The 16,919-nt window shown below is 59.9% G+C and carries 9 protein-coding genes; all 9 read left to right on the top strand.

Annotation, left to right across the window (positions count from 1 at the left end):
* Nucleotides 1-7: 7 nt before the first annotated feature.
* Complete coding sequence (locus FTE24_RS21970) at nucleotides 8-403, top strand: hypothetical protein (protein ID WP_150228801.1); 396 nt, start codon at nucleotides 8-10, stop codon at nucleotides 401-403.
* A 50-nt stretch (nucleotides 404-453) separates the two neighbouring features.
* Nucleotides 454-1,392: a hypothetical protein gene (locus FTE24_RS21965; RefSeq protein ID WP_150228803.1), complete on the top strand. Its 939-nt coding sequence runs from the start codon at nucleotides 454-456 to the stop codon at nucleotides 1,390-1,392.
* A gap of 51 nt (nucleotides 1,393-1,443) precedes the next feature.
* Nucleotides 1,444-7,362: an Ig-like domain-containing protein gene (locus FTE24_RS21960; protein WP_160441859.1), complete on the top strand. Its 5,919-nt coding sequence runs from the start codon at nucleotides 1,444-1,446 to the stop codon at nucleotides 7,360-7,362.
* Between the two features lie 123 nt (nucleotides 7,363-7,485).
* Nucleotides 7,486-9,240, top strand: coding sequence for a hypothetical protein (locus FTE24_RS21955; protein WP_150228807.1), 1,755 nt, complete (start codon nucleotides 7,486-7,488; stop codon nucleotides 9,238-9,240).
* Between the two features lie 92 nt (nucleotides 9,241-9,332).
* Complete coding sequence (locus tag FTE24_RS21950; protein ID WP_150228809.1) at nucleotides 9,333-12,083, top strand: glycosyl hydrolase family 18 protein; 2,751 nt, start codon at nucleotides 9,333-9,335, stop codon at nucleotides 12,081-12,083.
* Nucleotides 12,084-12,099: 16 nt separating this feature from the next.
* Entirely contained in the window at nucleotides 12,100-14,991 is a 2,892-nt protein-coding gene (locus FTE24_RS21945) for an immunoglobulin-like domain-containing protein (protein WP_150228811.1), read from the top strand.
* Between the two features lie 153 nt (nucleotides 14,992-15,144).
* Nucleotides 15,145-15,876, top strand: coding sequence for a putative bifunctional diguanylate cyclase/phosphodiesterase (locus tag FTE24_RS21940; protein WP_160441858.1), 732 nt, complete (start codon nucleotides 15,145-15,147; stop codon nucleotides 15,874-15,876).
* A 166-nt stretch (nucleotides 15,877-16,042) separates the two neighbouring features.
* Nucleotides 16,043-16,420: a BlaI/MecI/CopY family transcriptional regulator gene (locus FTE24_RS21935; RefSeq protein ID WP_150228815.1), complete on the top strand. Its 378-nt coding sequence runs from the start codon at nucleotides 16,043-16,045 to the stop codon at nucleotides 16,418-16,420.
* A gap of 5 nt (nucleotides 16,421-16,425) precedes the next feature.
* A partial coding sequence (locus tag FTE24_RS21930; RefSeq protein WP_337190079.1) for a M56 family metallopeptidase occupies nucleotides 16,426-16,919 on the top strand: 494 nt, incomplete at its 3' end.

Here is a 16,919-nt window from a genome sequence, read left to right as displayed (position 1 = left end):
CCCTATCGTGAATACGCCGAAACGCCGTGCAACGCACAAAACGGCGGCAATCGGACTGGCTCTGCTGGTTCTGCTTCTGCTGCTCGGCACGCTTACGGCTTCCCATTCGGCCAAAAGCGTGAAATTGGGCGAAATGATGGACTATGCCCGACAGCACAATCTGCATAACGAACTCGTTAACCCGGTCTTGTCTTATTACCTGGAAGTGGATCGCGAAGCGGTCCGCCATTATTTCGGCAGCACCCTTCCGCAGCAGCTGGAACTTGAACTGACGGCAGATGGACAATCCCATCGGTATCCGCTTCAATACCAGTCGCAAAGCGGCCTATATGCGAACTATGATTTGTCCGCGATCTATTTCGACAAGGCGACGATCGAGAACGGAACCGTTACGAATCCTTGAACCGATGCACCGATGTTTGACAGCAAAGACCCGCATAAGGAGGAACGAAATTGAACAAAGCCCATCTTTTCCCCGGATCGATCAAAGCGCTTATGGTCTTGCTTCTCATAAGCCTCTGGGTGCTTCACCCGTCGACCGCCAAAGCGGCACCGACGAGCGAGACGGAAGCGGCGGTCGGCTTTTACGTCTTTACGGTAGGCGCGGACAGCGTTGCCGTGCCGGTATCCGACTATAACCGTGCCAAACTGAGAAACACCGACTTGTACAAATATTTGCTTCAGGGCCAGGCCAATCCCGTGCTTACGGCTTATAAAGTGGACGACAAGATTGCGCGGGTGGCGGATTACAACCGGATTTTCCTTCGCAACGCGTCCAAGCTGCTGAGAACGTACACGGCCCTCCCGGCCACTCCGCAGGAAACGACGGACACGACGCTGCGCCTGGTCAGCTTTGCGACGGTCGGCGGCCAGCCGAGTCCGGTACTGTGGCCTTACAAGGTGGACAGTCTGATCAAGCAGGGACAAGCCTACAGCAATGCGGACAGCGTATATACGCCGCAGAGCTGGGACGCGCTGCAAAAAGCGATCGCCGAAGCTTCGGCAGCGAGCGCCAAAGTGAACGCGTCTCCGGCGACGGTCAAGCAGGCCGAGATCGACGCGGCCCGGCTCAACTTGTCCGCTGCGATCGACGGTCTCAAGCAGGGAGCGGCGAACGAGGAAGTGACGCTCGGCGGTATGCAGAAATACGCGTCCGACATCAACGCCATCGGAGAGATCGAGAATCCGGCGGCATCCTGGTACATCGTGTTCGATCGCAAAGTCATCGAGAAGTACTTCGGCGTTTCGGCTCCTGCCAGCTTGAACGTACGTCTGACGGACAGCCGATCGATCACGCTCGATTTTGACGAATCCGATGGCACGTACAGCAATTACGATGTCCAGAATACGACCCGCGATCAGCTCGATCGCGCGATCGTCACGGCGAAGTAGAGCCGGATGGGACATGCGACAGAAGAACGAACAAGAAAAGGGGGGACCTCGTTGTCAACGCATAGAAGCCTGATTGCCAAGGTTCTGTTATTCATATTATTGATTGCCCAGATTCCGTTGATGCCCGTGAAAGCTTCGGCGGAAACGGCGGAGGACCGAGCCGCGATTATCCATTACGCGGTCTCCGTCGAAGACCGGAACGTGCTGGTGGACGTGAGCTCGTTCAACCGGGCGATCGCCCAGGGAGATTCGGGACTGTCCGCTTATCTCAAAGACGGCAAAGCATTTACGACCCTGAATTATTATCAGGTCGCCGACAAATATGTTCCGGTCAAGGAATACAACCGGATTTACCGCGCGCAGGGCCAAGATCCCGTGGCGACCTATAACCAGGCCGTCTCCGCGGGTCCGAACACCGTATCGACCTTCTACAAGCTGCTCAGTTACGGCCAGCAGCAGGCGGACCGTCCGGTCCTGCTGCCGCTGAAGCTCGATTCGCTCGTTCGCGAAGGTCAGGGCTATGCCGGCAAAGCTAATCTGTATACGCCGGCAACGTGGCAGAGTCTTCAGACCGAGCTTACCGCGGGACTTGCGCTGCAGGCCAAAGTATTGGCCGCGCCGGGCGAAGTGACGCAGGAAGAGATCGATTCTTCGCTGACCGGGCTGCAAGAAGCGCTGGATCTGATGGCGTCCAAAGACTTCAATATCGTCGGCGCGGAGAACCCGGCGCCGATCACGGACGCGGCGAACGGCGTACCGGCCGATTCGGCTGCGCTCGGACTGCCGGAAGCGGTCAACACGAAGCTTGGCGACGGCACGACCGTCACGACTGCGGTCTACTGGGACCTGTCGGGTTCGGGTTACGATCCTTCTTCCGAACAGGAACAGACGTTTATCGTGAACGGCGCGCTGATCCCGCGCGAACCTGTCACCAATACGTCCGGCCAAACGGTCAACGTGCAGGTGACGACAGCAGCAGCCTCGGACGGCGCCCGCCGGGTGGAATCGCCTTCCGAACTTCCGCCGATCCGCGGCGTGAAGAACGGCGCGGAGAAAAGCGCTTTCGGTCTCGGGCTGCCCGAGAACGTGAACGTGCAGTTGAACGACGGCGAAACGGCCAGCCTGCCTGTCACCTGGGCGGTCTATGCGTCGAGCTACGATCCGTCTTCTCCGGAAGCGCAGACGTTCACCGTGAACGGAACGCCGGTAATCAAGCCGGGGTACACGAATCCCGTCAACGTGAGCGTCGAGCTTGAAGTTACGGTCGAAGCGGCAAACGGCGATTTGGCCGTCATGTCCGTCTCGCCGATCCGGGCTTTGACCGAGCGTGACAATGCAGCGCCGAAGACCGTATCCGGTCTCGGCCTCCCGAGCGAGATCGAACTGACGCTGAGCGACGGAAGCGCCGCGCGGATGGCCGTCAGATGGAATCTCTCGGCATCCGGTTATGCGCCGTACGCGACCGACGGCCGGGTCTACACTTTCGTGGGCGTTCCGGTTCTGCCGGAAGGCGTACGCAATCCGGACCGGATCGTCGCCAATATCGACGTGGAAGTGAACGGCATCACCGACATGATCGTTCAGGCGTATCAGACGGACGTCGTCGTTGACGGCCGGGCGCCTTACACCGTCACCGGTACCGTATACGGCGCCGAGAGCGGCGGCATCCTGTCGCTGATCTTCGACGGGGAAGGGTCTTCGGTCGTACCGAGTGCCGATCTCAAGTTGGGCAGCGGCGGCAGAACGTTCGAGTACACCGGGCTTCAACCGCTCAGCAAGCAGGTCACCGTCGAAGTTCGTTCGGCGGACGGGCAACGGATCAAGAGCGATAACAAGACGCTCGTCTGGTCGCAGCCGTTGGCCGATCAGCAGCTCTCCGGCCTGCTCGGAGACCTGACCGCGGAACTTGGGGACAACGCGGCCGAGCGGTATACGCCGGATACCTGGTCCGCTTACGCGGCGGCATCGGATACGGCGCAGGCCGTGCAGGCGGAAGTCGGCGGCAGCGAATATTCGCGAGAGATCGCGATCCGGGCGATGTCCGCTTACGACGTCTTGACCGCGGCGGCCGATCAACTGATCGCGCTCGATCAGCAGGCCGCCAAGCAGAAGCTCGCGGCTTACGTCAACAAATACGGCATCCTGACCGAAACGGATCTGGCGCCGGCCGATTGGATGCCGCTGCAGGAAGCGCTGCTCGGCGCGCAGCAGGTACTCGATACCGATCCGGCGACGCGCAAGCAGATCAGGGACGCGGAAACGGCGTTCGACCTCGTGCTTGCGGCCGGACTTCAAGACCGCGCCGCAAGCCTCGCCGGCCTGCTGAAGCTGCAGGATCAGCTGTCCAAGCTGGATTCGTCGCTGTTCAGTCCCGAATCGTGGACAGTTCTGCGGACGGCACTGGACGAAGTGAAGGTCCGGGCCCAACAAGAGCTTGACCGCGGCGAGCTGCTGGACCTGCTGGTCCGTCTGTATGCGGCGAACGACCAGTTGGAACTGCAATTGAGCGGTACCGCCCTGATGAGCGGCGCGGCATTCAGTCTGGATCATCTGCCGGACAGTGCCAGCCGGGTCGAGCACATCCGCTATATTCAATACGAATTGAGCGCGGCCGCTCCGCTGTACCGGAGCGATCTGGCAAGCATTCGCGTAACATTCGACGGAGCGCCTTCCGTACCGGTCGAATTCGGCCTGACGGCGGCCGAGGTCGACGGACTGACCGTGACGCTGGACCAAGCGTCCAACCGGTTGTCCCTGTCGGGCATCTACGTGGAAAGCTCCAGCGTGCGGATCGAATATCTGAATACGAAGAACGTCGTGGTCGCGCAGCAGGATATCGATACGGCTCTCAAGCCGGGCGGCGCGACCCAGGCTCAGATCAAAGCGAACCTGAACGCATTAAAAGCCGGACTGTCGCCGCTTGCAAGTACCGGCTACGGCGCAGCCGGCTGGACGAAGTTCCAGCAGGCGTTGACGGCGCTGCCGGGAACGAGCGCGACGACGGTCAATGAAGCCGACTATATCCGCGGCTACGCCGCGCTGCTGTCCGCCTACATGGATCTGCTTCCGGCCGATTCGGCGGCTGCGCAGAGCGAGCTTGCAAGTGCGCTTGCGCAGACGAATGACGTGCAGGAAGACGAATTCTCCGCCGCGGCGTGGAGCGAACTCCAAGCGGCCCGCGCTTACGCCGAGAAGCTGCAAAGCGCGGAAGGCGAAGTGACGGCCTACGCGTTCGCGATCGCCCAGCGCGATCTGCGTCAATGGATCGTGAACGAACTGAACCGCACGGTCGACGTAGAGACGAACCTGATCTACTACGCCGACGAGACGCAAGCTTCGATCACCCAGGCGCAGCGGCTGGCTGCCGACGCGTCCGGCAAATCGATTGCCGAATTGATCGAAGTGACCCGCCAGGTGAAGACCCTGCTCGCAGGTATTGCCAAGGTGAACGAGGCCGACAAAGCCGAAGCGGGCTACGAATTGGGCGGCGAACGCCTCAACACGTACAGCATCAGGATCGAACTGCCGCAGGATCTGAAGTCCGGCGCAATCGGGGCGTCCTTGACGTTCGAAGAAGCGCCGCTGACTCCGGTCACGGACGCGGTATACGGTTCGACGGCCGTCTCGGAACGATTGGCGGGCACTCCGCTTGCGAACGTGCAGCGTGCCGCGCTGCGCGCCGGGTCGGCGGACGAGATCATTACGCTGACCTTCGACCGCGAAGCCGGTACGGTCGCCTATAGCGGAACGAATGCCGACAGCGCACATGTGCAGCTGCAGATCTACGGCGAAGACGGGGCCATTGCGCTGTCCCAGCCGGTCAATCTGATCTACGGCGCCTCCGCTGCCGCCAAAGCGCTGGCTTCCGACGTGTCCGCGGCCGAAGAGAAAATGGCCGGCCGGATCAAAGCCGATTACACCGCCGGTTCCTGGCAGGCGTATCAGACAGCCTTGGCGCAGGCCAAAGCTTCTACGCCTTCCGACTCTACCGACCGGGTCAACCGGTTGGGGCTGGCTCTGCGCGACGCGGTGAACAGCATGGAGCGGATCAACCAGGCCGCCGCCAAGACGACGCTGATCGAGAAGCAGGCCCAGGCCGCGGCGATGCGCAGCGAACTGCTGAACGAGCAGCGCCGGGCCGCGATTGCGGACGCGCAGAATTACGCGCAGTCCGTCAAAGACAAGCAAAATGCCAAGCAGGGAGAACTCGACCGCGCCGAGCGCGGCATGACCAACGCCCTGCCGAATGCGCAGCAGTTCGACCGTGCCTTCGTTGCCGGCCTGATCCGGGACATCCAGACCAAGTATCCGTTCCTGGCGGAACGCGGCAGCGAATACCGGACCTTGCAAAATATCCTGTCCGGACTTAAGGAAGAATATGCCCGTGCCGCCGTCAATTCCGCCAACGTGCTGGGCCTGCAGGAACAGCTCAAGCAGGAAATGGCCCGCTTCGGGTATCCGACCAAGACCGTCAAGACGGAACTGCCTTACGAAGCCGGCGGTTACCCGCTGACGACCTACGCGCTGATCGGCACGATGCCAAGCGCGGAAGGCATCGTCTCGGCCCGTCTGGTCTTCAACGAAGCTCCGCTGATGCCGGTGCGCGATACCGGCGGCGAAGACGAGACGACGATGAAGCTGAATCTCGAGACTCGCATGTACAGCTTCAGCGGCACCTATGCCGACAGCAGCCAGGCCCGTATCCAGTTCCTGGGCAGCGGCGGACAGGTGGTCGCGCAGCAGGACATTTATTTCACCAACACGTACGCTTTGGCCAGAGAAGCGCTGACGTACTGGATCGACCGGGCGCAGAAGAACCTCTGGAACTATAGCGCGACCGGCTTCGAGAGCCAGAGCTGGATCAAGTACAACGCCGCTCTTGCGGCGGCGATCAAGGACGTCGAGACAGCCGAAAGCGATCGCGTGGCCCAACTGACCGTGAACCTGCTTCAGGCTTACGGGGCGCTGATCCCGACCAACACGACCGCGTTCGTCACCGATCTCAAAGCCCAAATCGCGATTGCCCAAAAAGTGGATCCGAACGCTATCGGCACAGACCGCGCCGCGGCGCTCAAATCGGCGCTCGATTACGCGGTCCAAGTGTCCGGCAACCAACGCTCTACCGTGCTCGAACTGACCGCGGCCCTGCGCGAGCTGAACAATCAGCTGCCGGTCACGGCGGACGCTCCGCTCACCGCGGACACGCCGAACCATGCCGACGCGCTGAACAAGACGCTCAAGCAGGCGGAAGCCCAATATCCGCAGCTGGTTAACCGCGGCGAGCAGACGAACGTGCTTAATACGCTCGTCAATAACGCCAAGACGCTCGCAGCCGGCACGCCGGATCAAGCGACCGTCACGAACTCCGTCTACGCGATCCGTACGGAGATCAACCGTCTGGATAATCTGTACGGCGTTCCGGTTACGGCGCAGTACACGACGCTTCCGTTCCAGACTGCCTTGACGCTCGCGGACGGACAGACCGTGACCGAGACGTACGGCACGTACAACATTCAGGGCCGACTGCCAAAGATCGCCGGCATCGACAGCGCGCGCCTCGTCTTCGACGCCGCGCCGACCGAACCGCTGACTTCCGTCTGGAACTCGGACGACGACGCCCGTCTGACGCTCGACACGGCGGCAGGCACGTACAGCTACAACGGTACGTTTGTCGACAGTGCCCACGCGGTGCTGCAAGTGTTCGACGCCCAGGGCAAGCAGCTCGCCCAGCATGACGTGTTCTTCGCCTACGGGGATAGCCTGCTGCGCGAAGCGGCCGAACACTGGACGACGGAGATCGGCAGCCAGCTGGGCAAGCTGTCCGCGGCTGCCTACACGACGGCCAGCTGGACCCGTCTGCAGACGGCTCTCCAGAACATGAACACCCGCGAGACGCAGGAGAAGGATCTGCTGCAGCGCAATCTGATCGAACTGAGAGCGTCCTTCGCGGCGCTCAAGACCAAAGCTTAAGTGAACCGACAAGAAGCAGGCACCGCCGCCTTCCCGGACCCCGGGAGGGAGAGGGGCTTGCGGACTACGAATGACGCAGCAACCCACCAGATCACTCGCCTAGGGCGAAGGGAGAATGAAGCAATGTTAAAAGAAAAACCGAGCATCATGAACAAAATCGGCCGCTGGGGACGGAAAGCCGTTATGGTGGCTACTGCCGCCGCCGTGATCGGCACGGGCGCGCTGTCTTGGACAGGCGGAGCGGCCCAGGCTGCGCCGGGGGATCCGGTGTTGGCTCCGACGATTAAGGAATTCAAAAAAAGTAGCGTATCAACCTATGTTTTGATGGAGAATGGAGATTTATATGGATGGGGAAGCAACCTATGGTATACCGACAAACTGAGTACTTTAGGGCAAGGCAATATATCTACGGCTAATTATGCGATACCTATCAAAATTCTAAGCGGGGTTAAGGAATTTAGAACTCCTGGTCATAACAACATTGCTTTGATGAAAGACGGAACTTTGATGTACTGGGGCAGAGCCTCGGCAGCTACTCCATATGCAGGGAAAACAGAACCTGTTTTGACACCTACCAAAATCGATTCTTCTGTTAAATTTGAAAAAATGCTAGGTTCTTCCAACAATGAGTTCGCTGTTCTTCTGCAAGACTCACAAGGAGATCTATATGGATTTGGCCAAAATGGTTCCGGCTCTGTCGGTAGTAAGTCCGCTGGTCTTGTAACACCGACATTGTTCGAAGAAGCTAAAAAAGGTGGACTACTTGATCCAAATAAAACGGACATTCTTATCGCACATGTAGGAGTTTATTATTCATTATTTTATACAAAAGATAAAGATACGGCAGGGGCGTATCACCTTTATTACAAAGGCGAAGCATTAACTGACACTAACGGAGTCAGAACGAATGCTATGGACACCATGATTGATCTTAAAACAAGCTCGGTAATGCCAGTAGCTTTAAAAAATGACATTGCAGCTGGGCAAATAGATGATTTGATCTCAGTTAATGCCGCTGTGCTGGTGCTAAACAAGCAAGGAGTGTTATATGCAAGTGCTCCACAAAGTTTATCTGTTGGCAAAGGTCTTTATGAGGCATATCCTATGTCAGTATTAACCACTAACGTAAAAAGCATTTCTCGATACAGCTATACTACAAAAGCTGGAGTTACTAATATTTTTGGCGAAGTTGCTTATACTCTCGGAACTGCAGGAGATCTTGCTACCCCAACAAAGAGCTATCTAACTCGAGTATCTCCTATAACAGTACCTACTGGAATGATCATGATTACAGGCTTTGAAGTATTTGGTTTAACAGATGGAAAAACTCTACAGCTTGCGGGTAGGGGAGAATTCGGTATGTTAGGAGACGGTAATACTGCAGTACATTTTTCGGGACTTAAAGATGTTGCGATAACCAAGTCGTACCTGCAAGCAGAATACGACAAAGCCGCTACTTACGGTAATTTGCGCAAAGCGACGAAGTCTTCCCTGACGCCTTACCAACAAAGAATCAATACAGCCAATACTGTTCTACAAACAGACCAGGCAGCAGCGACTCAGACCGCAATCAATACCGCCGCCGAAAGCCTCTACGCCGCCCGCCAAGCGCTGGTTCTTGCTCCCAAAGACGGCGTCTACACCAAACTCGGCACCCAGCTGACGTACTACACGCCGGACCAGTTCAACTCCATGTCGCTGCTGAAGAAGTCCAAGCTGATCGACAAGCTGGCGGCAGGCAGCGGTACGCTGACGCTGATCGACGGCAACCAATACGCCAATCTGGCGGATCTCAAAGCGCAGCGCCTCGCCAAGAACGCCATGAAGGACTATACGGCCGGCCTGGTGGACGACACCAAGTATACGCCTGCCCAGTAAGTCTCCGAACTTCCTATTCAATAGCTGACAATCGGCGTCCGGCATAGCCGGGCGCCGATTGTCTGAATTCAACCTCCAAAGGAGCCTATACAATGGCACGTAAACATTCTTGGTTGGCCGCCCTGCTGACGCTCGCTTTTCTGCTGCCCACGCTCATCATGCCGGCCTCTCCGGCGCAGGCCGCCGGCACCGCCACCGACCGCTGGAACCGGGTGTCGGTCGGGTATTACACGAACTGGTCGACGTACGACCGCACTTACCAGGTCTCCCAGCTGCCCGCCGGGCAGTTGACCCATATCAATTACGCGTTCGCTACCGTCAACGCGGACGGAACCGTCGCTTCGACCGACGTCTATGCCGATATGCAGAAGTCGTTTGCCGGCGACGTGTGGAGCGAGTGCGAAGCGAACCGCTGCGGCAACTTCAAGCAGCTTGAACTGCTCAAAGCGAACAATCCGCATCTGCGTACGCTGATCTCGATCGGAGGATGGACGTTGTCCAAAAACTTTCCGGCTGTGATGAACGATGCCGCCAAGCGGGCGACGTTCGTGAGCAGCGCCGCCGCTTTTATGAAGAACCACAAATTCGACGGGATCGACATCGACTGGGAATTCCCCGGCGTCACGACCGAAGAGACGCCTGCCGGACCCAACGACAAAGCCAATTTCGCCTTGATGCTCAAGGAACTGCGCGCCGAGCTGGACAAGTCGGTGAACGCCCAGGGCGAGAAGTATCTGCTGACGCTCGCCGTCGGTCCGGCCAAGCGCCATTACGACGGACTGGACGTAGGGGCTATCCGCCAATACGCGGACTGGATGAACATCATGGCCTACGACTATTACGTCGGCGGCGGTGCTCCGTGGGGCGCGAACGCGCCGCTGTACGGCGACAGTCGTTCGGCCGCCACGCCGGATGACATGTCGGTATCCGCCCAGGTCGATCGCTTCCTTGGCGGCGGCCTGCCGTCCAACCAGATCGTTATGGGCCTGCCGTATTACGGCCGCGGATTTGCCGGCGTATCCGGCGCCGATCCGGTCAACACGCCCAACGCTTACCAGAACGCGTCCTCCGCGACCGACTTCGGTACGTGGGAGAAAGGGGTGTTCGACTACTCCGATCTGGCGAAGAACTATATCGGCAAGAACGGATATACCCGCTACTGGAATTCCAACACCAAGACCCCTTATCTGTACAACCCGTCCAAGCAGGTCGTGATCTCTTACGACGACGAGACGTCGCTGCAGCACAAGGTCGGCTACGCGGTCGACCATAACCTGCGCGGGACGATGCTGTGGGAAATGAGCGGAGACCGGGACAACGTGCTGAATATGGCCCAATACGCGGCGCTGCGCGGCGTGAACGACTTGTCCGAGCTGAACGTACAGCTCGGGTCGAACGCGGCCGCGGCCGTTCCCGGCTTCACTCCCGGCCAACTGGATTATCTGATCGCCGTGCCAGCCTCCGCGGCAAGCGTCGCGATCTATCCGCGCAAGCTGGATTCGACCGCCGTCGTGACCGTGAACGGCGTAGCGACGCGCGCTGTAGAAGCGACGGACCGGGTGACCGTTCCGCTGAACGGGAAGCAAACGACCATTCCCGTTTCCGTGCAGGGAACGGCCGCAGGGAAGACCTCGACCAAGACGTACACTCTGCAGGTCGTCAAGAGCGACGCGCCCGCAGCCGTTCCGGCCAAGCTGAGCGCGCTGTCGCTCTCGTCCGGCACGCTGACTCCGGCTTTTAGCCCGGAGGTCGCCAATTATGCCGCGCAGGTATCCGCCGGTACGGCAAGCGTGCGCGTGACACCAACGACTTCGGTCTCCGGCGCGGTCATCCGCGTCAACGGAACCGTCGTCGCGAGCGGCCAAGCGAGCGCCGAACTGCCGCTGACGGCAGGCGAGAACCCCGTTCCGGTAACGGTGACCGGCACGGACGGCACCGTCCAGAGCTACCGCGTGACCGTCACCCGCGCTCAGGGCGAAGCCGCTCCGGCGCTCAGCGGTTTGAAGCTGACGCCGGACGCCGCGCTTGATCCGGTCTTCGACCCTGCGGTGACGGGTTATACCGTCTACGTGCCGAATACCGTGTCTTCGATTACGGTGACGCCGACATCGTCCGGCACGGGCAGTACCGTGCAGGTCAAAGGAACGAACGTCGCAAGCGGGCAGCCGAGCGCCGCCCAGACGCTTGCGGTCGGACGCAACGTTATCGACGTCGCGGTGCGGAACGCTTCCGGCGCGGCGCGGACGTATCAGCTGACAGTCATTCGCGCCACGACGCAGACCGCTTCGCTGTCCGCGATGAGCGTGGCCGGGCAAAATCTGCTGCCGGCGTTCTCGACCGGCACGAGCGCCTATACGGTGAACGTGGGCGCGGATACGCCGGAGATGATCTTGAGCGCGACCGCCGCCGATCCGGCAGCGATGAAGATGACGCTCAACGGCCGCAGCTTCGGCGGCACGGACCGGCTGCCGCTGCGCTACGGGCCGAATACGTTCCAGATTGTCGTGGATACGCAGGACGGACTCGGCCTGCGCAAGATCTACGACCTGACCGTCAACCGCACGGTGCGGGACGGCGTCTACGTGCAGCAAGCGGCGGGCAAGCTGTACCTGACCGAGACCGAACTGCTGGCCATGCCGCTGAAGCAGCGGACGGCACTGCTCAACGGCAGTCTTAGGGAGAAGCGGGAGATTCTGTTCGTGCGCGGAGCCCGGACGGCGTCGTTCGCCGACATGGCAAGCAGCGGAAGTTTTGCCGCATCGGCAAAGCCGTACACGGCCGGCGATATCAAGCCCGGCAGCTACCAGCGTCCGAACGGCAAACCGCCGATCGTTATCCAGTAAGAAGGGAGAGTTGTTCATGCAAAATCGCAAAAGATTCAAGCGGGCGCTGCGCACCGGAGCTTTGTTCTCCATGCTCTCCGCCGCGGCTCTCGCCGCTTCGTGGGGAGAAGGTACCGCGCACGCCGCGCCCGGCGGCTCGTGGATGACCGAGATCGGCAGCCGCAATCCGCAGTTCGGCGAGCTTCCGCTGACCGAGGTCGTCATGCCGGGTACCCATGACGCGGGTACGCACGGCATGTCGAACGTGCAGGACCCGGCGCCCGACAGCTACGACCTGACCAGCTACTCGACGTTTGCCGGCATCTCGGTCATCAAGCCGGCGATCAAGAACTGGTCGATGACGCAGGCCGTGCCGATCAAGGAACAGCTCAATCAGGGCATTCGCTATTTCGACCTGCGCGTGGCGCCGAACGTATGGAACAATCTGTTCAGCGGCTACCACGTGCAGCCCGACAATCTGCGCACGCTGCACGGACTGTACGGGGAATCGGCCAACGATGAGATGTTTGCCAATATCCGGACTTTCCTGAACGCGCCGGGACATGAAAAAGAGATCGTGATCCTCGATTTCCAACATTTTTACGAAATGCAAAACAGCAGTTACGCCACGTTGATCAAGCGGCTGGAGACGCAGCTCGGCAGTCTGATGGCTCCGCCTTCGTACGGATCGGACGTCTCGCTCAAGCAGCTGTGGGACACCAACAAACGCGTTATCGTCCTGTTCGGCAAAGACAATCAGAGAAACGGTTCCTCCCTGCAGAGCAGCGTGCGCCGGACGTACAGCCGGGAATTCGGCAGCTTTCTCTGGGAGCGCAATGCCTATCTGATCTCGAATTGGAAAAACACGGCCAGTACAAGCGCGCTCAAGCCGATGCTCGACGCGGAAGTGGAGGCGCGGCAGTCGAATCGCAAAAGCCTGTTCGTGCTGCAATCGGTACTGACGCCGTCGTCGGATTCCATTTCCAAAAATCCGTTCGGTTCGATTCGAAGCAATGCCGGCGGTCTGAACGATCAGTTGATCGGCTGGCTGCGCAGCGATTGGCGGGACAAACGGCTGAACGTCGTGCTGCTCGATTTCTTCGATCAGCGGTTTATCGATTTCTCCGCCGAGCGCAACCGTGCCCGGCTGGAGCAGTTGGACCTTAGCGCGCTGGGGCAGTCGATGCGCTGGCAGGACCCGGGCACCGACGCTTCGCTGTCGAAGAACGGCAGTGCCTCGGTCACGATCGGAGCCGAGCCGGGCAATGCGTGGACCGGAAGCGTCAAGGCCGCGCCGCGACTGACCCGCGCCGTGTCCGGCAATTTCGTGCTCAACGCCCGCATCCAGTCTTCGGCGCTCCGAAGCGGCGCCGGCGCGGGACTGCTGCTGCAATCGGCGAACGACTCGCTGGTGATGGCCCGCACGTCCGGCGAAGCGGGCATTTCGGTGCTGGGCGCGGGAGCGGCCGCAGGCGCGTCCGTCGTTCGCGCCTACGACTCCGCCGAAGTCGATCTGCGCGCCATCCGGATCGATTCGCGCATGCTGCTCTATGTCCGTCCGGCTTCCGGGGGGGAGTGGACGCAGATTCAGGATGCGCAGGTCTCGCTGCCGGATCAAATCGAAGCCGGACTGATCGTCTATAACGCGGGATCTTCCGCCGCCCGGACGACGTTTTCGAATTTCGACGTGCGCCCTGTCGCCGAAGACGAACTGGCGACGATCGCCGAAGAGAACGCACGCCAGAAGCAGCGCGAAGAGCAGCTGGCGCTCGAAGCGGCGCAGAAGGAAGCGGCGGAGCTGGACGCGCTGCGGCAGAAGCAGATTGCGTGGGACACGGAAGCGCTCGCCGTACGCTATCAGGCGGGAGACAGCGCCGAGCGCGTCACCGGCAGCCTGAACCTGCCTTCGATCGGCGGCTACGGCTCCCGAATCGTGTGGGAATCGAGCAATCCGGGCCTCGTGAGCGTCTCGGGCACGGTGAACCGTCCTCCCTACGACGTCAAGGGCGGCAGCCGGGCCGTGACGTTGACCGCGCATCTGAAGCTCGGCGAGCTTGAACAAACGAGAACGTTCCGCGTGACCGTGCAGGAAGCGGAACCTTCGGCGGCCGAGCTGATCCTCAAGCAGCTGGAAGCGGACAAAAACGCGCTGTCGATCGGCTATCAGCCCGGTGATTCCGCGTCGCGCGTCACCCGCAAGCTGTCGCTGCCCCAGGCCGGAAATTCGGGTTCGCTGATCGTCTGGGAATCCAGCGATCCTGCCCTGATCTCGGCCGATGGCACGGTCAAACGCCCGGCTTATTCGCTCAGCGGCGCCGACCGCGAAGTCGTGCTGACAGCGAAGCTGCGGATCGGCAGCCGGGAGACGACGGCGCAGTTCCCGCTCAAAGTGCTCCAGACGACGCCTTCGGCGCTGGTCGACGCGTTCCTTCCTTCCAAGAAGACGTATACGGCCCGGGTTCCGCAGTCGATGAACGTTGCGCTGTTGAACGAAGCGGCGCCCGACGGCGCGATGAAGATCAACGGCGTACCCTCGGAGCCGAACGCGCTGGTAGAACTGCATTACGGCCGCAACCTGCTGACGGTGGAGATCCGCGACGCCGCCTACAATACGACCGAAGTCTATACGGTGGACGTCTATCGGGTCGTGCCGGACGGCGTCTACCTGCAGCGCGGATCGGAGAAGCGGTATTACACCGAGCAGGAGTTCCGGGCATTTTCGGCAAAAGAGCGCATCGCGCTGATCAACGGTCTCGTATCCGGCGGAGGAAAGTTGGCGTTTATCAAAAACGGCCAGTCTTCCCTGCTCCAGGAAGCAATGTTCGCGGGCAGTCTTGCAGCCGCGCGCAAAGCGTTCTCGGCGGCCGATGTGCCTGCCGGCGATTACTTGCGCAATCGGGGGGAACCGCTGGTTATCCATGCGAAATAGCTGCGAACGGTTCGGATGAAGGGATTACACCGTGGAAAGGCGGGCACTTCAATGAAACAAATCCGAAGAAACAACCTGATTCCTTTCAGAAATCCCAAGACAAGAGCGGAGCAAACGTCCTTCCCTAGCGAAAAACAGATTTTTGAAGAAGAGTTGGAACAGGCCGTAGAGAAGCGGCAGTTCGTCATGCACTATCAGGCGCAGATCGACTTGGTCACGAACCGGATGCGCGGGATGGAAGCGTTGATCCGCTGGAACCATCCGAGGCACGGACTGCTTTCGCCGATCGATTTTATCGAACTGGCGGAATCGAATGGACAGATCGGATCGATCGGCAGATGGATCATTCACGAATGCTGCCGGCAGGCCAAACATTGGAAAAAGTACAAGAAAAATTTTCGCATGTCGATCAATATTTCCATTCTCCAACTGGATCACAGTCTGCTCGACACGCTGCTTCAGGCGCTGCGCGAGAACGAATTGGAAGCCAGCATGCTTGAGATCGAATTGACGGAGACGGCCGCCTGTTCGGACATCGAATCCAAAAAGCCGCTGCTCAAAGCGATCCGCCGCATGGGCATCACGATCGCGCTGGACGATTTCGGCACCGGCTATTCTTCCCTGCAATATCTGGACATGCTGCCGGTCGATTACCTCAAAGTCGATCGCAGCTTCGTCCGCAAGATGCACCGGCGCAAAGAACTGGCTTCCATGATCATCGAACTTGGGCATTACATGAATCTGGAAGTGATCGCCGAAGGCATCGAGACGCAGGCGCAGCGGGATCAGTTGAGGTCGTTCGGGTGCGATTACGGCCAGGGATACTTTTTCTGCCGGCCGATGAGCGCGAGCGAATTCGAAGGGATTTATTTCGTGGGGAATTGAATTTGCGAAAATAGGACGGAGCTTAAATAATCCAGGCTTTCCCGTATGCGGGAAAGCTTTTTTTGTATGGAAAAAAGAACGAACTGCCTTGACAGATCAGGATTACAAATGTAATACTGATCTCTAGATTACAAGTGTAGTCATGAGTGGACGAGGAGGAAAAGACATGGAACAGGCTATCCCCAACATTTCGGACGCGGAATGGGAGATCATGAAAATTTTGTGGGCCGGGTCGCCGCGAACGGCAAACGAGATCATCGAAGCGCTGGAAGGCAGCCGCAGCTGGAATCCCAAAACGGTCCGCACCCTGATCAAGCGCCTGACCGGGAAGAACGCGATCGGCTACGCGCAGGAAGGGCGCATCTACGCCTACTACCCGAAAGTGCAGGAAGAAGAATGCGTGCGCTCGGAGACAAATTCGTTTCTCAAGCGCGTGTACGGCGGCACGATGCGGCCGATGCTGGCGCATTTTCTGCGCGACGAGAAGCTGACGAAAGAAGACATCGACGAGCTGCGCAAAATACTGGACGAGCGAAAGGACTGAATGCCGTGCTGAACGCACTGGGAGAACTGTTCCGACAGGTACTGCTGCTGTCGGCGGCCGCAAGCGTCACGGCGCTGCTGATCCTGCTTGTGCGGATACCGCTCAAGAACCGGCTGCATCCGCGCTGGATCTATCTGCTCTGGAGCCTGCTGCTGCTCCGGCTGCTGCTGCCCTGGACGCCGGAAAGCCCGATCAGCGTCTATAACTGGCTGCCGGGGCTGGCGCAGGCCGGCCCGGACCGCTATGCGGCGTCATCGTCGCCGGAGACGGCGTCGACAGCGGCGGACAACCCGGATTATATCCCGGGAGAAGCGGAGTCCGACGTCTCTGCGGACTCCGCCGCGCTGGCGGACGGGGGAAGCCCGGCTGCGCGGTCCGCCGGCGAACCGGGAGCCGCCGCCGCGGACGGCTCGGTCCCGGGCGGCGAAGCCGGCGGTGCCGGCAGCGCGGGACCGGAAGCTGGGCCCGGCAGCGGCGAAGCGCCGTCGCGCCCGGAAGC

This window comes from Saccharibacillus sp. WB 17 (assembly GCF_008634075.2).
Classification (GTDB): domain Bacteria; phylum Bacillota; class Bacilli; order Paenibacillales; family Paenibacillaceae; genus Saccharibacillus; species Saccharibacillus brassicae.
This window is presented reverse-complemented; position numbering and strand designations above follow the sequence as displayed.